A 19,384-nucleotide genomic window follows, 5' to 3' on the forward strand; every position below is an offset into this window, starting at 1 on the left:
ATCTCTGTTTAACGTTTTTCTTTTCTCCATTTTTGAACAGTAAATTTTAAACAGTAAATTTTGAAAGGTAAAAGTTATGATAAAGCCATTAATGTTAGATAAAGCACTTCCTGAATTAATGCCTATCGGCAGTGTCACCAATCTTGGTTCTATTATCGTGGAAGGAGATCCACAAGTGAGTGGGGCAATGATCCACGGAGAGCCAACGGATAATTTGACGTGCGGTATTTTTACCTGCACTAAAGGTAAGTTCAAAATGACTTATCCCTTCGATGAAATGGCAACAGTTCATGAAGGTTCAGTAAAACTGACGGATGTCAAAACAGGGGTGATGATTGAATATCATAAAGGTGATTCGTGGTTTGTGGTGAAGGGGACTGAAGTGCTGTGGGAAATCACCAGTGAGCGTTTTGTCAAACATTATATGGCTTGTATAAACGCGCAAATATCAGGCTAGACAGAGGAAAGATAATGAGTGAGATTCATTTACTGGAGTCCGTTGCAGCTTTTTTGCAACGCTCTCACGGTCATTATATTAATGGCATCTCTGTTCTTGGTCAGGGAAATACCACTTTCCCCATCGTTAACCCTGCATCCGGCGAAACAATAGCTACGGTTAATCAGGGAGGGGACGCGGAAATTGATCAGGCAATGCAGGCTGCATCGAACGCGTTCCATGGCATATGGGAACAAACTTCTCCGATGGAGCGGGGAAATTGTTTGAATCGCCTTGCTGACTTACTGCAAAAGAATAGTGAAGAATTGGCTCAACTTGAAAGCCTCTGTTCCGGTAAACCCATCCAATTATCTCGTATGCTTGATGTCGGGGCATCTGCCGATTACTTACGCTACTTTGCAGGATGGTCAAGCAAAATCAGCGGTGAAACCCTGAATGTTTCGTTACCATCGTTTAAGGGAGAGAAATATACCGCGTTTACTCGTCGTAAGCCTGTTGGTGTCGTGGTTGGCATTATTCCGTGGAATTTCTCCATAATGATCTCTATCTGGAAATTGGGAGCGGCATTGGCCAGTGGTTGTACGATTGTGCTTAAACCCAGTGAATATACGCCCTTAACCATGCTCCGTGTAGCAGAGTTAGCAAAAGAGGCGGGCATTCCAGATGGCGTGATTAACATCGTCAATGGTTCTGGCCCTCGTGTTGGATCATCCCTGATAAACCACCCTCAATGTTCCAAAGTGACTTTTACAGGATCAGTTCCGACAGGAGTGATCGTGGGTAAATCTGCGCTGGAGCAAGGAATGAAGCGCACAACACTGGAACTTGGGGGCAAAAATGCGGCTGCTTTCCTGCCAGATATGGCAGTTGAAAAAATTGTCGATGGCATCCTAGAAGCGGGATATGTCTATCAGGGGCAAATTTGTGCTGCTGCGGAACGTTTCTATATTCCATCAATTCACATGGATGCCGTCTTGGAATTATTGTCTGAACGTCTGTCAGCCATGAAAATAGGCTCTCCCCTTGACGAATCAACAGAAATGGGACCATTGGCGAATAAGCCGCACTACGAAAAAATCCTCTCTTTGTTTGAGCAAGCACGTCAGGATGGCTGTGAAATTGTGTATGGAGGCTATGCGCTCGAAGGACCAGGATTTTTTGTCGCGCCAACGATTGTCAGAGCCAATAGCCCTGAAGATACATTAATGAAAGAAGAGACATTCGGGCCGATTGGTACTTTCCTCAGTTATGATGATGAGGAAGAGCTGATTACCATGATGAATTCAACACCATTTGGTTTGTCTGCCAGTTTGTGGACGAATGACCTAAGTAAAGCGATGCGCATGACACCTCGCATTGAGGCTGGGATTCTATGGATCAATATGCACACATTCCTGGACCCCGCAGTCCCATTCGGAGGCGTAAAATCTTCAGGGATTGGTCGTGAGTTTGGTAGTGCGTTTATTGAACACTACACCGAACTTAAGTCAGTCATGATACGTTATTGATGGACTAGATTGACTATATCGGCAGAACGTTGCGTAGTTTTTGGCTGCTGTAGCGCTCTGCCCTATTTTTGAAGAGCGTTTCCTGTCGTCATAATGTCATCATAGATTCAAATAATAGAGAATAGAGAAAATTTGTAATGAAAATTGTGATAGCGCCTGATTCATTTAAGGAAAGTTTGAGTGCCTTACAAGTGTCACTGGCGATCGAGCAGGGATTCCGGCAAATTTTCCCGCAGGCGGATTATATCAAGTTGCCTATGGCGGATGGCGGAGAAGGCACGGTGGACTCACTGGTCGCTGCGACAGGGGGGAAGCGTATCTTATGTACAGTCACTGATCCCCTAGGGCAACCCGTTGAAGCATTTTTTGGTTTACTGGGAGACAGGAAAACCGCAGTGATTGAAATGGCTGCTGCTTCAGGTCTGCATTTGGTGCCAATAGAACAACGCAATCCTCTTATAACGACAAGTTATGGCACGGGGGAACTCATTCTGGCTGCATTGGAACATGGAGTACAGAAACTGATTTTAGGTATTGGCGGCAGTGCGACCAACGATGGCGGTGCGGGTATGATGCAGGCACTTGGCGCAAATTTAATGGATGGTGACGGTCGTATACTGCCATTTGGTGGGGCAGCCTTAATTCGATTGGAGAGTATCGATTTAACGGGGCTTGATCCTCGCCTCAATCAACTTGAACTCATTGTCGCTTGTGACGTGAATAACCCTCTGTGTGGAGAATTAGGTGCATCAGCGGTGTTTGGTCCACAAAAAGGAGCAACGCCAGAAATGGTTAACGCTTTGGATTCTGCGTTACACCATTATGGAATGAAGATTGAATCTTTGACCGGCAAAAATGTGATTGATGAAGCAGGTGCGGGAGCGGCAGGAGGAATGGGCACTTCTTTATTGGGATGTTTGGAAGCAAGGTTGCGTTCAGGTATTGAGATTGTTATCGATACCTTGAAACTGGAAGAAGCCATTCAGGGAGCGGATTTGGTCATCACGGGAGAAGGCCGCATGGATAGCCAGACCATACACGGAAAAACGCCCATCGGTGTTGCCCGTGTTGCTAAAAAGTTTGGTATTCCCACAATCGCTTTGGTTGGGGGAATGAGCCGGGATTATGATGTTGTCCATCAACATGGGCTGGATGCGGTATTTTCCATTGTGCCAGAGGCATGTTCTCTTTCTGATGCCCTTGCCAATGGTGCTGAGAACCTACGAGTAACGGCACGTAATGTTGCTATGCTTTGGTCTATTTCCCATTGTATAAGGTGCTCTTACGCTTTATCTCTGAGTCATGATATGGGTAAAAGTAATAGATAAGGCAAGTAACGCAGCCCCGACTAAAAATATCCATTCATAGTGATTATTGAACAATAAAAAACTCCCCACTATTGGGCCGGTCGCCATGCCCATGTATCTGATGAAATTATAAAGCCCAATCACGGTAGCGCGCTCTTTCACAAACTTTGCGAGTAATAATGTAGCGTGCGTAGGAGTTGACAGACCTAAAGTGAAACCGTACAAGGCCGTGACAATAATGAGCGTAGGAATACCAAATTGATATGTCATGGAAAATAGGAAAATTATGGATAAATTCAGCAGGCTACTGATAATTAATGCATTTATATGAGAAAGCCGATGATGGATTAGACGATAGCTATAACTGCCAGCAATCATAGCTAATGACATGGGAATATACATCCAACCAATATCAACAGGACTGAAATGGTATTCACTATTCAGGATCATGGGTAAAAAAGTCAGAAAGCAAAAATAACAATAGAACAGCATAAAGCTGACGAAAAAAACGGATTGCGCAATACGATCTGACAAAATGAGACGAAAATGAAAGGATCCCCTTTGAACATTTTCAGGTTGCCTGGGATGAGTTTCTGGCAACCAAAGCAAGTTTCCGATGAATAATAGCCCGCCAATCACCGCAATAAACTGGAAAATAGCAACATATCCATTTAATTCAGCCAAGTAGCCGCCAAGTAATGGCCCAGAAGCTGGGGCAAGTGTAAGTAACATTTGATAGGAACTAATGGCCTTTGCACGATCCTGCCCTTTATACAGATCACCAATAATTGTTGCAGCAATAACAGGGATGGCGGCAATCCCGATAGCCTGTATTACTCGAAAGAAAATCAGCCAATAGATATCGTGAGTCATGGCACAACCGATGGAGCCGATAACAGAAACAGCAAGAGCCGGGAGCAGAACAGCTTTACGCCCTTTACTATCAGCGAGTGGGCCGTACACGATTTGCATAACAGCTAAAACAAATGTGAATGCTGACACAGTGAGATTAACTAAGGGCAGGGATGTACTAAATATCTCTTTGATGGTGGGTATCACAGGTGCATAGATATTCTGTGCAAGAGAACCTAACAGGGCACTAAAACACACCAGATAGAAAACCATTTTTATATTACGAATTGAAGAATGCTGATTCATCTTTTTCTCCATATTGTTTCCAGGGAAACTGATTTATCCGCCTTTATAATTTCTACAAGTTGTTCATTGCCTGAATTCTTGTCGAGATTATCCTATACCCATTGTCTTTCAAGAATAAATACCAATCTCTTCCTGCGCTTTCTTGTCATTGAGCCATGTGACATAGTTGCATTCACTTAAGAATGCAGGATTCAAGTGAGTTGGAGATATTTGCATTTAATTTTTGCAGTATGAACGGACACAATATGAATCAACAATTATAAAACTAGATTTTGCACCATTGTTGCCACCATTAACGCCTTAATGGTATGCATACGGTTCTCAGCCTGATCAAACACAATGCTGTGTTTCGATTCAAACACGTCATTGGTCACTTCTAATCCGCCATATAAATTGAATTCTTCTGCCAGTTGCTTGCCGAGTGTGGTTTCTTCATTATGAAAAGCGGGCAGGCAATGCAGGAATTTCACCTCTGGATTACCGGTCATTTCCACAACATCCATATTGACCTGATAAGGTTTCAGCAATGCAATGCGTTCTTGCCAGACTGATTTAGGCTCTCCCATTGATACCCAAACATCGGTATACAGAAAATCAGCTTCTTTTACACCTTGTTCAATATCTTCTGTCAGAATGATCTGACCGCCAGTTTTTTCTGCCAGTTTTTGGCATCCTGCAACCAAATCTGCTTCTGGCCAGCACGCTTTTGGAGCGATTAAACAGAGATCCATACCCGTTAATGCAGCTGCTTCAAGCATAGTATTGCCCATGTTGTTGCGGGCATCGCCCAAATAGGCAAATTTGATTTCAGATAGCAGTTTTTGGCTGTGCTCCTGCATTGTGAGTAAATCAGCCAGCAGTTGGGTCGGGTGGAATTCATCGGTCAATCCATTCCAAACCGGAACACCTGCGTATTGCGCCAGTGTTTCGACGATGTGTTGCCCGTAGCCACGATATTGTATTCCATCATATAGGCGGCCAAGCACTCGCGCAGTATCTTTGATGGATTCTTTGTGCCCGATTTGGCTGCCACTTGTGCTTAAATAGGTAACACTGGCACCTTGATCATGAGCGGCAACTTCAAATGCACAGCGTGTACGGGTTGAGTCTTTTTCAAAAATAAGGGCTATATTTTTTCCTGCAAGTAAAGGAAGCTCTTTTCCTGATTTTTTATTCGCTTTTAATTTTTTGCCAAGTGTTAAAAGAGTATTAATTTCTATAGGAGTAATATCGAGCAGTCTTAGTATTGAGCGTTGAAAAAACGGATTCATTATGCATGGACTCCATGAGTGCAATATTGAATTTATATTCAATATATACCGATTAAAAATTCAATTGCAAGCCCTGACTTTGGTGTTTGTAAGGGTGATGGTATTAAGACGACTGATGAATCAGTCGATTATGGTTTGTATTTCTCTTTGGACAAAAGGAGATAGATATATCCTTTGTTTAGAAAAGATGGGAGAATGCAAAGCAGGAGAGCCAACTGACGGAGGGGATAGGCATGGCAGACCCACATGCTTTAGAAGAACAGCGTGAAGAAACTCGTTTGATCATCGAAGAATTATTGGAAGATGGCAGCGATCCTGAAGCGCTTTATATTATTGAGCACCACTTTTCGGCGGAAAATTTCGATCAACTGGAAAAAGCAGCACTTGAAGCATTTAAGTTAGATTATGAAGTAACGGATGCGGAAGAGCTGGAAACAGAAGATGGTGTTGTTCTGATGTGTTGTGATGTGATTAGCGAAAGCCGTCTGGAGGCTGACTTGATCAATACGCAGGTTGAACAACTGCTGGATCTGGCTGAAAAAATGGGTGTGAATTACGATGGTTGGGGGACGTATTTTGAAGATCCCAATGTATCGGATGATGAAGATGATAACGGTGATCTCTTCCCACCAGAAGAAGATGAGCCAAGACTTCACTAAGATGTTTCGAACATCACATTAAGATCGAATGCCCCACTTGAACGGTGGGGCTGATTGAATTGACGAGCAAGTTCAAAATCCGCCGTAAACCCTCTTTACGGTGGGGAGCAGTCACAAATATCCACTCCAAAATACTTCTCGGAGATGCGGGCATAGGTGCCGTCATCTTTCATCTCTTGCAGAGCCTTATTAATGGCTTCTGCGAGTTCAATATCACTTTTGCGCAGCAATACGGCTGATTGACTGGCATTTGCTTGCCGGGCGACGATTTTTACTGGTGCATTAGGGCGCTGTTTTTTGAAGTCGAGGAATGACAGGCGATCATTCAATGTGGCATCAGCGCGTCCGGTGACGACCAAATCAATGGCCTGATTAAAACCATCCGTGCTGACTAAATCAGCGCCATAAAAGGTTGCCAATTGGCCGTAGTTACTGATCAGAGATTGAGCTGAGCGTTTACCTTTAATATCCGCGAATGTTTTAATATTACTGTTGTTATCACGGGTGATTAATACCACCTGAGACGTTGTATAAGGAATAGAGAAACTGTATTTCGCTGCCCGTTCTGGGGTGATGCCAACTTGATTGATAACCGCATCAAAACGTTTTGCATCCAGCCCTGCGATTAATCCATCCCATTTTACTTCCATAAATTCCGGTTTGACGTTCAAACGCCGGGCGATTTCCCGTGCGATATCCACATCAAAGCCGGTCAGTTTGTTGCTGGCATCGTGATAGGTAAAAGGAGGATAAGTCCCTTCTGTACCAATCTTAAAGACACCGGAGGCTTTTATAGTGTCAAAATCCTTGCCGGCATAGCTTGGGGCAGAAATAGCCAGGGCAGTCGCGCTCGCCAGTAACAGACTTAAAAGTTTTTTCGCTATGTTTTTCCGCATAAATTGTGTTTCTCCGCATAAATAATCTTGCTGATATTCAGTATGACTGCCCGTTATATTTCCCAGTCCGGCAAGGTTTCTGTCAGGGTTGAGGTAAACTCGCCAGTACGCACCTTACCGGGACGTGTGAAAATGGTTTTTGCCGTGCCGGACTCAATAATCTCACCGGATTCCAGAAACACAACATCATGGGCAAGATTAGCTGCTAACCGCAAATCATGCGTTGCCATTAACATGGTTGTGCCTTCTTCGGCCAAATGTTTCAAAACCGAAACCACTTCTTTGGATAATTCAGGATCAAGCGCCGAAGTCGGTTCATCACACAGTAACACTTTGGGTGAAGGTGCCATCGCTCTGGCGATTGCTACACGCTGTTGCTGGCCACCTGATAAAGTACTGGGCCAAACATCCGCCTTGTGAGACATCCCGACTTTTTTCAGCAGCTCAAACGCTCTTTCTCTGGCGAGTTCGCGTGGCCATTTCTGTACCCAAATCAGCCCTTCCATAATGTTTTCAATTACTGTCAGATGTGGGAAAAGCTGGAAATTCTGGAATACCATGCCCGTCTGCAGGCTAAAGCGCTGGATTTCACGATGTGGCAGCCGCTCCTTACCATTAAACGTAATTTTTTCTTTGCCAAGCTCCAGCTTGCCCGCCTGCGGGATTTCCAACAGATTAATGCAGCGCAGCAAAGTACTTTTACCACTGCCTGAAGGGCCAATCAGTGCTGTCAGACTGCCTTCCTTAATTGTCAGGCTGATGTTTTTCAGCACTGTTTGCCCGCCGAAACTTTTTTCAATGTTGGTGAGCTGAATCATCTTTGACTTCCTTATTGCTATTTTGCTGGGCGAATTTCTTTTCCAACCGGACTTGCAGCGCGGATAACACCGAACTCAAAAGGAGATAGAGAATGGCGGCTTCGGTATACAGAATTAGCGGTTGATAAGTCACAGCAGCAATACGTTGTGCCGCAAGGAACATCTCTGGCACGGTAATGACGGAAGCCAGCGAAGTGTCTTTTACCAGCGAAATAAAGGTATTGGACAAGGGGGGAATAGAAACCCGTGCCGCTTGTGGCAGAATAATCCGACGCAGTGATTGCCACCAACTCATGCCGATAGAGTGGGAGGCTTCCCATTGCCCTTTGGGGACAGAAATCAACGCGGCGCGGATCACTTCGGAAGTATAGGCACCGACATTCAGGGTAAAACCGATAACGGCGGAGGTGAATGCTTCTAAAGTAATGCCCATGCTGGGCAGGGCGTAGAAAATCAAAAATAGTTGAACCAACAACGGTGTGCCGCGAATCAGCCAGACATAAAACCGCACTACTGCAACCAGAGGCTTAGGGCCATATAGCCTGATTAAAGCAACGATAAACCCCAACGAGATCCCAAGTGCGAATGTAATTAGAGTGAGGGGAATAGTGAATGTCAGGCCAGCGTAAAGCATCGGCCACAGGGAATCCAGCGCTAAACTGAGCCATGATGGGGTCATAAAACCTTCCTAATCGATTGATATCAAGAATATGTTTATTTTTTATAGGGTTGTTTAAATGATGATATGGCAAGAAAAGGTGAACGCTATATACAAGAAAGTTATAGCTTAGAACTTTAGGTAGGGTTGGTTATATTGATAAATGTGGCAAGAAGTATAATTATAATAAATAACAAGGCCGTACCTTTATCTTGGGGGAGCGGGTGTTTCACCAGGTTATTGGAACAATTTTCGTGCTATAGCAACGAGATATTATAAATTAGAACGAAATGATGCCAGCATGTTAGCACTGACGTTTATCATTGTCTGGCTACCTATGTGGTTTGATTGATTTGTGAATATAAAACATCAACATGCCCTATATTTCACAGGAAAATATTAGTCATTTAATGAGGGTGTCTTGCTGGTTTCAGGGGTTATGTTGGAGTCAGATAAATGTGCGTAAAAATAAATCCTTAATAAAGTTGCGTAATTACAAAAGCCTGTGTATCGTGACAAGAGTGATAGTAATGTCACAAAATTTATTAAATATCCAAACCTCGCAAGTGCGGGTTTTTTTAGCATAATCAAAGAGAAAGTTATGAAAAAAACTCTGATTGCTCTCATTATCGGTACCCTTTCTTTTGGTGCTTTGGCACAGCAGGGTGGTTTCGTTTCCCCGGACAGTACAGACTACACACAGGGTGGATTTAAAGGCCCAACTCCCAACCTGACTAGTGTTGCTCAGGCAAAATCTTTTCGTGATGATGCATGGGTCGTTTTGGAAGGTAACATTGTTAAACAGGTTGGTCACGAACTCTATGAATTCAGGGATAACAGTGGTTCTGTTTATGTCGACATTGATGACAAGCGCTGGATGGGTCTGACGGCCACTCCAACTGACAAAGTTCGCATCGAAGGTGAAGTGGACAAAGACTGGAACAGTGTTGAAATTGATGTCAAAACTATCCGCATCATGAAATAACTCAAGTAATTTGAATACAGCCCCGCACTCGCGGGGTTTTTTGCTTTCTGGGAGTCGGGTGTTTAACCATAATGACAAAAACCAAAATTAAGTAAATGAACATATTATTGACGTGAAGGCAGGGTTTAATGTGACTGATTTTATGGATATATTAACATATTGAAAATAGCTAAATTCATTGCTTTTTAAGGATCATACCCATTTGGTTCTGCAGTTATCCTTTCAGCGATGTCATTCGTGCATTTATCGCCAATAATACAGATTGAAATGGGGTTTTATGGTGGAGTTTTACATTCCAATTATTGGATTGGGAGTGGCGGTATTTACGCTGATTTTTCTGGTCTTGCGTACTCGTATTCATGTACTGCTTGCCATGTTGATTGCTGCGATAATTGCTGGGACTTCTGGCGGCTTAACTATGAGCAATGCTGTCGAAGTGATCACCAAAGGATTTGGTTCAACATTAGGTAGTATCGGCATTGTAATTGGATTAGGGAGCATGATGGGCCGGATATTGGAAGTGTCCGGCGCAACTGAACGGATCGCTTATAGCTTGATAAAATGGCTGGGTAAACGGCGTGAAGAATGGGCACTGGCGATCACCGGTTATATTGTCAGTATCCCTATATTTGTTAATTCGGCTTTTGTGATCCTCTATCCGCTGGTGAAAGCATTAGCAAAGAAAGGTAAACGCAATGTATTGACGCTGGGGGTATCACTGGCGGGAGGGCTGGTAGTGACTCACCACATTGTTCCCCCGACCCCGGGACCGCTTGGTGTGGCAGGGATATTCGGAGTGAGTATAGGCTCAATGATGCTGGCAGGTATGATACTGGCCGTTCCATGTGTTATAGGTATTACCTGCTATGCAAAGTGGTTGGAGACTAAATATCCTGAATACCAGCTTGATGATACAGAAGAAAATGCAGAAAATTTGCAACAAGTTCATCAACGTTATATGGAAGAAAAATCTAACAAATCACTACCGAGCTTATTTTTGTCTCTTTTGCCTATTGTTGTGCCTATTGTTCTTATTTTGGCCGGTGTAATTAATGGCTTGCTATTGAAAACCGATATCTTTGCCGGGAAAGAAAACGATTTCTATTTTCAGATTTTTGGGTTCCTTGGTTCACCAATTATCGCGCTGGCAATCAGTGTTTTATTGGCTATTTATACGCTCATTCCAAAAGCCAGCAAACACGAAGTGATTGAACATTTAGAGGAAGGGTTGAAGACTGTAGGTATTATTTTGTTGGTGTCAGGGGCTGGAGGCGCATTGGGGGCTGTGTTAAATGAAAGTTCGACGGGAACGATATTGGCGCAATATATTGCCAGCTTGCCAATAACACCAGTCTTGATTCCATTTATCATTGCGACACTAATCCGCATAATCCAAGGTTCTGGCACGGTAGCAATGATTACCGCAGCTTCTATTTCAGCCCCGGTTATCAAGCAGATACCGGACATTAATATGTTGGTAGCGGCTCAGGCTGCGGTGATGGGAACACTGTTTTTTAGCTACTTCAATGATTGTTTTTTCTGGGTGGTTAACCGGATGATGGGCATTAAAAATGTGAGGCAACAGATTATCGTCTGGTCAATTCCTACCACAATTGCGTGGGGGATTGGGCTGTGTGGTGTATTGCTTCTCAATCTTGTGATGTAATCCATGCAATAGCGCTCTGTAAAGGGCGTTTTTTCTGTTTTCTGACTTTGTGATTGTTCTTCGAACATTGTTTTCATTGCCGCATTACACTCACCACATTATTTTCTTTTTTATTTGTGATTTTTATCACGAATATATGTATGTGTTTCTTATCTGTATAAATTAAAAGTGATTTTAATCACTAAAAAATGTCAGAGTATTGACTAAATTTAGGTATCCATATTTTGAATCATGGCCGTTGAGGAGTTAGATATGTCCGATGTATTTCACTTAGGTATCACTAAAAGCGATCTGCGAGGTGCGACTCTGGCAATTGTGCCAGGCGATCCTAACCGTGTTGAAAAAATAGCACGATTGATGGGTAACCCAGTACATCTGGCCTCTCATCGTGAATTTACAACATGGCGTGCAGAAATAGACGGAAAAGCCGTTATTGTCTGCTCTACGGGTATCGGCGGCCCTTCAACGTCGATTGTGGTGGAAGAACTTGCCCAGTTGGGAGTGCGTACTTTCTTGCGTATCGGTACAACTGGTGCAATCCAGCCACACATCAATGTAGGGGATGTATTGGTGACAACTGCCGCAGTCCGTTTAGATGGTGCCAGCTTGCACTTTGCTCCAATGGAATTCCCAGCCGTGGCTGATTTTGAGTGTACAAATGCTCTGTATGAAGCAGCAAAATCATCCGGTATTACAACTCATGTTGGTGTGACGGCATCTTCTGATACCTTCTACCCAGGGCAGGAGCGTTACGATACTTATTCAGGCCGTGTTGTCCGTCGCTTCCAGGGTTCCATGAAAGAGTGGCAGGAAATGGGTGTAATGAACTTTGAGATGGAATCAGCAACATTGCTGACAATGTGTGCAAGCCAGGGGCTGCGTGCTGGTATGGTAGCAGGTGTTATTGTTAATCGTACTCAACAAGAAATACCGGATGCTGAGTTATTGAAGAAAACAGAAAGCAATGCCTTGGGGATTGTTGTCGAAGCTGCTCGATGCTTGCTGTAATACTTTTATCAAGTGATTCTGTTAAGGGCCGGAATATTCCGGCCCTGCTGTTTTTGCGATCTTCTCTTTCTTTCATTCTAAAATCTGATAATGTCATAATGTTTTGTATTAATGATTATTTGCGTAATGGCTGTTGTGCGCCAATAATTATTAATCTAATCCAGTAATATCAATAACCATCTGTTTTTACAACATTATTTATTACATTGCAAGAGTGATTATGACCACAACATTTCTACTCCATCCTTCACTTCTTCCGTTGAATGGCGGCATTAACTTTCGTGATTTAGGCAACAAGACGCTGAATAATGGCGCTAAGATCAAGTCAGGGCTATTATTTCGTTCCGGTTCATTGGACAGACTGACAGAAAACGATCAGGCTATTCTAGTGGATCAAAACCTTTTTCAGATCATCGATTATCGTGATAGCAGTGAGATTATGGATAAACCAGATCAGGTATGGCATGGCGCACATTACCATCACGCTCCGGCTAATCCGCTTTCTAAAGAAGTAGATGCTAATCTGGATAAACTGGATAAGGAGATACTGGAACAATTCGATGCGAAAGTATTTATGTCGCGTCTGTATGAATTGCTACCGCTCAATAACCCAGCTTATAAAACACTAGCCACCTTATTGCTGCAACCAGAAAAAGGCGGGATTGTACAACACTGTGCGGTCGGTAAGGATAGAACGGGGGTTGGCTCTGCGTTGGTCTTATTGGCATTGGGTGCCGATTTGGATACGGTGATGGAGGATTATTTGCTGACTAATGTCACGCTGGCTCCATACCGAGACTATTTATTGAATGAACACGCAAAAAGCATGAGTGAAAATATAGTTGAAAAATTTGCTTATGTTTATTCGGTCAGAGAAGAGTTTTTGCTAAAAGCCCTGAATAGTATTAATCAACATTATGGCAGTGTGGATATTTGGCTGGAAAAAGATATCGGACTTGATATTGCAGCCCGTGAAAAGCTACAGGCCTATTTTCTTGAATAAAAATGCCAGGTTAGCATTGGTTTGGTAGTACAGCGCTAACCTATGGCAGACACTGATAACACAGGAAAGACTAGTGTGAACCTGCATGAAACCATTGAACTGATCACCAACTTTGTAAAAGCCCATGAAGTTTGGGCGATTCCGATTATTTTCCTTCTTGCATTTGGTGAATCACTCGCATTCATTTCCTTACTGTTGCCAGCAACAATTATTTTGTTGGGATTGGGGGCATTGATTGGTGAAAGTGGATTGAATTTCTGGCCAATATGGATAGCCGCAGCAGCGGGAGCCTTTTTTGGTGATTGGCTTTCTTACTGGTTTGGTTTCCGCTACAAAGAAAATGTCGGCAAAATGTGGCCACTCTCTCGTCACCCTCAAACGTTGATTCGCGGCCATCAATTTTTTGAACGTTGGGGCGTTTGGGGAGTGTTCATTGGGCGGTTCTTTGGCCCTCTAAGGGCAGCGGTGCCGTTGGTAGCGGGTATTTGTGCCATGCCTCAACGTCATTTTCAGCTTGCTAATTTTACATCTGCATTAATCTGGGCATTCGGTATTTTAGCGCCGGGAGCGTTTGGTCTGCACTGGCTGACTGAATGGATGGGATAAGGCAGATGGAGTAATTGCGAGCCGCTTTGCAAATAGCCAAAGCTTGCTAATTGTATTTTTGAACAAAAGCTGATAAAGCCGCCAGAATGTATGACAAAATGCAGTTGTTTGTAGATGATATGCAAGGGCTGGGGCAGAGCCTCAATAAAGCACAAGCAGATTACAGTTTTGCAATGAAAAAACTGGTCGAGGGACGAGGTAATCTGGTTAGCTAAGCCGAAGGATTCCGTGATTTAGGTGTAGATGTGAAGCGTCCTATTGATTCGCAGTTGATTGAGAAATCTTTCCAATCACTGCAGGTTAATGAGTGAAGTCTGGATAGGGTTTTATCCGAAAGGCTGATACACTTGCTATAAATTTTTTTGAATAAAAAGCGGACAATTAACATGGCAGATCAATCAAAAGAAACCACTGATTTTGGTTTCCGCACCGTAGCCAAAGAAGAAAAAAAAGAGATGGTGGCAGAGGTGTTTCATTCTGTAGCCGTAAAATATGACTTGATGAATGATTTGATGTCATTTGGGATTCATCGAATTTGGAAGCGTTTCACTATTGAGGCAAGTGGTGTCCGCCGAGGTCATAAGGTTCTTGATCTGGCTGGCGGGACTGGCGATCTGGCGGCAAAATTTTCCCGTATTGTAGGTGAGCGAGGCCAGGTTGTTTTAGCAGACATTAACGACTCAATGTTGAAAGTCGGGCGCGAAAAATTACGTGATATCGGCATCGTGGGCAATGTCAATTATGTTCAGGCCAATGCAGAAGTATTACCTTTCCCGGATAATTATTTTGACTGTATTACCATCTCTTTTGGCTTACGTAATGTCACAGATAAAGAAAAAGCGCTGCGCTCAATGTACCGAGTGCTTAAACCAGGCGGACGCTTATTGGTTCTGGAATTCTCCAAACCTATACTGGCAGCGTTGAGCAAGGTTTATGATGCTTATTCATTCCATATTTTACCTCGAATTGGTCAATTGATTGTCAAAGATGCAGATAGCTACCGTTATCTGACTGAATCTATTCGTATGCACCCTGATCAGGAAATGTTAAAAGGCATGATGGAAGAAGCGGGTTTTGATCAAGTCTCTTATAGCAATATGACAGGGGGGATCGTTGCACTGCATAAAGGATTCAAATTCTGAAATGGAAACACCCTTATCAAGCCATAGTGTGAATTCTGCGGTATCCAACTCAATGGTATTGAAGGATAAGGTGTTGTTTCCGATTCTGGCAGCCTTTCTGGAAACGACTCTGAATCATCTATTGTACCGTGAAGCCGTATTAAGGCCCGCCCGTTTGAGATTGGTGGGAAAAACACTGTCTATCGAATTGAAAGAAATTGAAGCACCATTAGTGCTGATATTTAGTGAAAAACAAGTGGATGTTTTGAGTCAATGGCCGGAACCTACGGATTGCTCAATGAAAGCGACAATACCGGCAATACTTAAATTGCGGGATCGCCAATGTCTTTCAGCGCTGATTAACAGTGGAGAAATTGTTATTGAGGGAGATATGCAGGTTATTCAACAATGGGCAGCATTGTTGGATATGTCGGAGTGGGATCCCGCCCATTACCTTTCTCCCTATCTTGGTGATATTGTCTCAGAAGGGATCAGCCGGATGATGAAGAAAGGTATTAAGTTTGCCAGTAATACAGTTGTAAGGAAGAAGGCTTATTTCACTGAATCATTGACAGAAGAATGGAAAATGTCTCCAAGTGCGTTGGAAATGGTTTATTTCAGTGAAGAGGTCAATGCTGTCGCCAATGAGTTGACTCAAATCGAAAAACGGTTGGCAGCACTGGAGGGAAAACATGACACCCAGTGAAATCAAACGGCTTTACTTCATTATCAGAATTTTTCTTTCTTATGGTCTGGACGAACTTATTCCTAATATTCGTCTGACATGGCCCTTACGTTTCGGGCGCTATTTCCTGTTTTGGATATCCAATCAGCACAAGGACAAACCACTTGGTGAGCGTCTGCGTTTGGCGCTGCAAGAACTAGGCCCAGTATGGATCAAGTTTGGTCAAATGCTCTCTACTCGCCGGGATTTGTTTCCTACTGCGATTGCTGATCAACTATCGATGTTGCAAGATCGGGTCGTTTCCTTTGATGGTGAGGTGGCACGAAAATCAATTGAAACTGCATTAGAAGGTTCTCTGGAAACGTGGTTTGAGAATTTTGACCCGGAACCATTGGCTTCGGCATCCATTGCTCAAGTACATACCGCCCGTTTGAAAGAGAATGGCAAAGAAGTCGTTCTGAAAGTCATTCGCCCAGATATCCTGCCTGTTATCAAAGCGGATATACGGTTAATGTATCGTTTGGCAAACTTAGTGCCTTTGTTACCTGATGGTCGTCGTCTTCGGCCACGTGAAGTCGTGCGTGAATACGAGAAAACGTTGCTTGATGAGTTGAATTTGTTGCGTGAAACCGCAAATGCGATTCAATTGCGTCGGAACTTTGAAGATAGCTCGATGCTTTATGTGCCGGAAGTTTATCCTGATTATTGTCGGGAAAATGTATTGGTCATGGAGCGAATTTACGGCATTCCTGTGTCTGATGTTACGGCTCTGAAGGCACATAACACGAATATGAAATTATTGGCTGAGCGTGGTGTTCAGGTATTTTTCACCCAAGTATTTCGCGATAGCTTTTTTCATGCTGATATGCACCCGGGTAATATCTTTGTCAGTTATGAAAATCCGGAAGATCCGACTTATATCGGTATTGATTACGGTATAGTGGGTTCTTTGAATAAAGACGATAAACGCTATCTGGCGGAAAATTTCATTGCTTTCTTCAATCGTGATTATCGTCGGGTGGCTGAGCTACATGTTGATTCCGGCTGGATTCCTGCTGATACTAATGTGGAGGACTTCGAATTCGCTATCCGTACTGTTTGTGAGCCGATTTTTGAAAAGCCGCTGGCTGAAATCTCATTTGGGCATGTTTTATTGAATCTCTTCAATACCGCCCGCCGTTTTAATATGGCTATTCAGCCTCAATTGGTCTTGCTGCAAAAAACACTATTGTATGTTGAAGGGTTGGGACGCCAGCTTTATCCCCAACTTGATTTATGGAAAACAGCAAAACCGTTTTTGGAAGATTGGCTGCATAGTCAGGTCGGAATACCAGCCATTTTTCGTGCTTTTAAAGAAAAAGCCCCCTATTGGGTGGAGAAATTACCGGAACTGCCTGAATTAGTATATGGCACACTTCAGCAACACCGATATTTACAGATGAGTATTGACCAAATATCACAACAGTTCAAAAACCAGCAGGTTAAACAGCGTAAGTCGCTTTATTTACTGGGGATTGGGGCAACATTGTTTATTTGCGGTAGCCTGTTTTTTATCACAGGGCAGGAACATTTATCATGGGGATTGATGGGTACCGGAATTGTATCGTGGATATTGGGATGGCGTAAGTTAAACAAACGTCAGTAATAATTAAAATGTAAATGAAATCTAAACCTCATTAAAGGTTAAAAGTACGTATAAGGTTTCTTTGTCACTACACTTGGTATGATTGCATTATTTTCGAACATAAAGTTTGTCGTTTATAATGAAATTATTAGTGGTATTTCGATGAATAGAGGTAAATCAGTATGGGTGGTATAAGTATTTGGCAATTGCTCATTATTGCTGTCATTGTCGTATTGCTGTTCGGTACTAATAAGCTTCGTACTTTGGGTTCAGATTTAGGAGCTTCAATCAAAGGCTTCAAAAAGTCAATTAGCGATGATGATGAAAAAAGTGAAAAACTGGATCAGGCTGAAAAAAATAGCCATGATGCCGATTTCGAAACCAAAAATATCGCTGAAAAGCCCATTGTTGCACAATCTGAAAAATCAGAGAGCAAGAATAAAGAGCAGGTATAAACAGTGTTTGACATTGGTTTTAGTGAACTGCTGCTGGTGATGATTATTGGCTTGGTTGTTCTGGGACCAGAACGTTTGCCTATTGCAGTTAAAACAGTGGTTGGGTGGATACGGGCATTGCGCTCTTTGGCGGCTAATGTCCAAAATGAACTAGCCCAAGAACTGAAATTGCAAGAGCTTCAGGAGAGCCTAAAAAAAATGGAAGAAAAAGCGGATATGCAGTCGTTGTCTCCAGAATTGAAGGCATCAATGGAGGAACTGAGAGAAGCGGCTGAATCGTTGAAAAACACTTATCAGCTAAGGCCGGATGAAGTTAAGGAACTGGAGGAAGATGAAACCCATTTTCACTCTTCTGTTTCTCCGCCGACTGTAAAACTTCCGCTTTCAGAACCGTTGGATTCTGAGCAATCAGAGCCCACGCTAAAGCCGTAACAAAATGAATCTCCTGAACAAGCAAAGGGCAAACACTAAAACATGTCTGTGGATAACACCCAACCTCTTATCAGCCATCTGATTGAGCTGCGTAAGCGGATTTTAAATAGCTTAATTACTGTGCTGGTGGTTTTTTTGGCATTGGTTTACTTTTCCAATGACATTTATCGTCTTATTGCTGCACCTTTAATGGAACAATTGCCTGAAGGTGCAAATATGATTGCGACGGATGTTGCTTCACCTTTCTTTACACCAATAAAACTGACCATTATGGTGTCTATTTTTGTTTCGGCACCGATGATCCTTTATCAAGTATGGGCATTTGTTGCTCCGGCGTTGTATAAGCATGAGCGTCGCCTGATTATGCCTTTACTATTTTCCAGCAGTTTATTGTTTTATATAGGAATGGCATTCGCTTATTTTGTGGTTTTTCCCATTGCGTTTGGTTTTTTTATTAAAACAGTGCCAATCGGGGTTGTGATTTCGACAGATATCAGTAATTACCTGAGCTTTGTCATGGCGTTATTTATGGCTTTTGGTATTTCATTTGAAGTACCGATTGCCATTATTTTGTTGTGCTGGAGTGGGGTAGTAACACCAGAATCACTGAAAAGAAAACGCCCTTATATCTTGGTAGGAGCGTTCGTGGTTGGTATGTTGTTAACCCCACCCGATGTTTTCTCGCAAACTTTGCTGGCTATTCCTATGTATTTGTTATTTGAATTAGGGATATTGCTTTCTCAATTCTATATTGGTAAATCAGGTAAATCAGGTAAATCAGGTAAATCAGGTAAATCAGGTAAATGTAAATCAGACAACCTGGACGATGAACCAGAGCGTGATATCAGTGATGATCTAAAAAAATAATCCGGTTTCGGCTATTTGTGTTTATCGCTAACTGGTTGATGATATTGATATCATTAGTAAAGAGCGATGGCTATTAACTCAGTGTATTGTTGCTGAGTTTTATATTAGGAGAATGTAATGAGCGCATCCCAATCACTTAGCCCTTGGCACCGTGCTGAAATTGAGAGGTGAAGCATGGATCCTCTCAGATTTCCGGCCTT

20 protein-coding genes and 2 pseudogenes are annotated in these 19,384 nt (G+C 42.9%); 17 read left to right on the forward strand and 5 right to left on the reverse strand.

Annotated elements, in window-relative coordinates; genetic code table 11:
* Positions 1-76: 76 nt before the first annotated feature.
* The 3 genes from BM329_RS07950 (at position 77) to BM329_RS07960 (ending at position 3,293) form a co-directional block, all read left to right on the forward strand.
* Entirely contained in the window at positions 77-457 is a 381-nt protein-coding gene (locus tag BM329_RS07950; RefSeq protein WP_092551348.1) for a cupin domain-containing protein, read from the forward strand.
* A 14-nt stretch (positions 458-471) separates the two neighbouring features.
* Positions 472-1,965 (forward strand): aldehyde dehydrogenase family protein, encoded by a 1,494-nt coding sequence (locus BM329_RS07955; protein WP_092551351.1) that lies wholly within the window; start codon positions 472-474, stop codon positions 1,963-1,965.
* 137 nt (positions 1,966-2,102) lie between these two features.
* Entirely contained in the window at positions 2,103-3,293 is a 1,191-nt protein-coding gene (locus BM329_RS07960; protein WP_092551354.1) for a glycerate kinase, read from the forward strand.
* On the opposite strand, the gene BM329_RS07965 is transcribed toward BM329_RS07960, so the two are convergent.
* Both BM329_RS07965 and argF read right to left on the reverse strand, forming a co-directional pair.
* Entirely contained in the window at positions 3,255-4,430 is a 1,176-nt protein-coding gene (locus BM329_RS07965) for an MFS transporter (RefSeq protein ID WP_143101224.1), read from the reverse strand. The genes BM329_RS07960 and BM329_RS07965 overlap by 39 nt on opposite strands.
* Before the next feature lie 257 nt (positions 4,431-4,687).
* On the reverse strand, positions 4,688-5,701 hold the full coding sequence (gene argF, locus BM329_RS07970; RefSeq protein ID WP_092551357.1) for an ornithine carbamoyltransferase: 1,014 nt from the start codon (positions 5,699-5,701) through the stop codon (positions 4,688-4,690).
* 233 nt (positions 5,702-5,934) lie between these two features.
* Between argF and rraB the strand changes: the two genes are divergently transcribed.
* Complete coding sequence (gene rraB / locus BM329_RS07980; RefSeq protein WP_092551363.1) at positions 5,935-6,360, forward strand: ribonuclease E inhibitor RraB; 426 nt, start codon at positions 5,935-5,937, stop codon at positions 6,358-6,360.
* A gap of 95 nt (positions 6,361-6,455) precedes the next feature.
* Here the strand turns inward: rraB and BM329_RS07985 are convergent, their stop codons facing one another.
* From BM329_RS07985 to BM329_RS07995, 3 genes are read right to left on the reverse strand one after another with little or no spacing between them, the layout of a single operon-like run.
* Positions 6,456-7,256: an amino acid ABC transporter substrate-binding protein gene (locus BM329_RS07985; protein WP_092551366.1), complete on the reverse strand. Its 801-nt coding sequence runs from the start codon at positions 7,254-7,256 to the stop codon at positions 6,456-6,458.
* Between the two features lie 53 nt (positions 7,257-7,309).
* Positions 7,310-8,074 carry an amino acid ABC transporter ATP-binding protein gene (locus BM329_RS07990; RefSeq protein ID WP_092551369.1) on the reverse strand — a complete coding sequence of 255 codons (765 nt, stop codon included), beginning with the start codon at positions 8,072-8,074 and terminating at the stop codon, positions 7,310-7,312.
* Positions 8,052-8,753 (reverse strand): amino acid ABC transporter permease, encoded by a 702-nt coding sequence (locus BM329_RS07995; RefSeq protein ID WP_092551372.1) that lies wholly within the window; start codon positions 8,751-8,753, stop codon positions 8,052-8,054. The genes BM329_RS07990 and BM329_RS07995 overlap by 23 nt, the downstream gene beginning before the upstream one ends.
* Before the next feature lie 226 nt (positions 8,754-8,979).
* On the opposite strand from BM329_RS07995, the pseudogene BM329_RS14450 reads away from it, so the two are divergent.
* The 13 genes and pseudogenes from BM329_RS14450 to tatC form a co-directional block, all read left to right on the forward strand.
* Positions 8,980-9,084 (forward strand): annotated as a pseudogene (locus tag BM329_RS14450) (IS5/IS1182 family transposase); the annotation flags it as partial.
* Positions 9,085-9,333: 249 nt separating this feature from the next.
* Entirely contained in the window at positions 9,334-9,717 is a 384-nt protein-coding gene (locus BM329_RS08000; protein ID WP_092551375.1) for a YgiW/YdeI family stress tolerance OB fold protein, read from the forward strand.
* Positions 9,718-9,994: 277 nt separating this feature from the next.
* Positions 9,995-11,383 (forward strand): GntP family permease, encoded by a 1,389-nt coding sequence (locus BM329_RS08005; RefSeq protein WP_092551378.1) that lies wholly within the window; start codon positions 9,995-9,997, stop codon positions 11,381-11,383.
* Between the two features lie 231 nt (positions 11,384-11,614).
* Positions 11,615-12,391 carry a uridine phosphorylase gene (gene udp / locus BM329_RS08010; protein WP_177216219.1) on the forward strand — a complete coding sequence of 259 codons (777 nt, stop codon included), beginning with the start codon at positions 11,615-11,617 and terminating at the stop codon, positions 12,389-12,391.
* A 220-nt stretch (positions 12,392-12,611) separates the two neighbouring features.
* On the forward strand, positions 12,612-13,394 hold the full coding sequence (locus BM329_RS08015; RefSeq protein WP_092551384.1) for a tyrosine-protein phosphatase: 783 nt from the start codon (positions 12,612-12,614) through the stop codon (positions 13,392-13,394).
* Positions 13,395-13,436: 42 nt separating this feature from the next.
* A complete protein-coding gene (locus tag BM329_RS08020; RefSeq protein WP_422643812.1) occupies positions 13,437-14,000 on the forward strand; it encodes a DedA family protein in 564 nt (187 codons plus the stop codon).
* Positions 14,001-14,068: 68 nt separating this feature from the next.
* A pseudogene (rmuC, locus tag BM329_RS08025) lies at positions 14,069-14,311 on the forward strand (DNA recombination protein RmuC); the annotation flags it as partial.
* A 75-nt stretch (positions 14,312-14,386) separates the two neighbouring features.
* Positions 14,387-15,142 (forward strand): bifunctional demethylmenaquinone methyltransferase/2-methoxy-6-polyprenyl-1,4-benzoquinol methylase UbiE, encoded by a 756-nt coding sequence (gene ubiE / locus BM329_RS08030; RefSeq protein ID WP_092551390.1) that lies wholly within the window; start codon positions 14,387-14,389, stop codon positions 15,140-15,142.
* Position 15,143: 1 nt separating this feature from the next.
* Positions 15,144-15,827 carry a ubiquinone biosynthesis accessory factor UbiJ gene (locus BM329_RS08035; protein WP_092551393.1) on the forward strand — a complete coding sequence of 228 codons (684 nt, stop codon included), beginning with the start codon at positions 15,144-15,146 and terminating at the stop codon, positions 15,825-15,827.
* Positions 15,814-17,451, forward strand: coding sequence for a ubiquinone biosynthesis regulatory protein kinase UbiB (gene ubiB, locus BM329_RS08040; protein WP_092551396.1), 1,638 nt, complete (start codon positions 15,814-15,816; stop codon positions 17,449-17,451). The genes BM329_RS08035 and ubiB overlap by 14 nt, the downstream gene beginning before the upstream one ends.
* Before the next feature lie 161 nt (positions 17,452-17,612).
* The gene (gene tatA, locus BM329_RS08045; RefSeq protein WP_092551399.1) at positions 17,613-17,885 is read left to right on the forward strand and encodes a Sec-independent protein translocase subunit TatA; all 273 of its coding nucleotides are present in this window, start codon (positions 17,613-17,615) and stop codon (positions 17,883-17,885) included.
* 3 nt (positions 17,886-17,888) lie between these two features.
* Positions 17,889-18,317 carry a Sec-independent protein translocase protein TatB gene (gene tatB, locus BM329_RS08050; protein WP_092551402.1) on the forward strand — a complete coding sequence of 143 codons (429 nt, stop codon included), beginning with the start codon at positions 17,889-17,891 and terminating at the stop codon, positions 18,315-18,317.
* Between the two features lie 42 nt (positions 18,318-18,359).
* Entirely contained in the window at positions 18,360-19,184 is an 825-nt protein-coding gene (gene tatC / locus BM329_RS08055) for a Sec-independent protein translocase subunit TatC (RefSeq protein WP_092551405.1), read from the forward strand.
* The last annotated feature ends 200 nt before the right edge of the window (positions 19,185-19,384 follow it).

The organism is Xenorhabdus koppenhoeferi, from assembly GCF_900116635.1.
Lineage (GTDB): Bacteria > Pseudomonadota > Gammaproteobacteria > Enterobacterales > Enterobacteriaceae > Xenorhabdus > Xenorhabdus koppenhoeferi.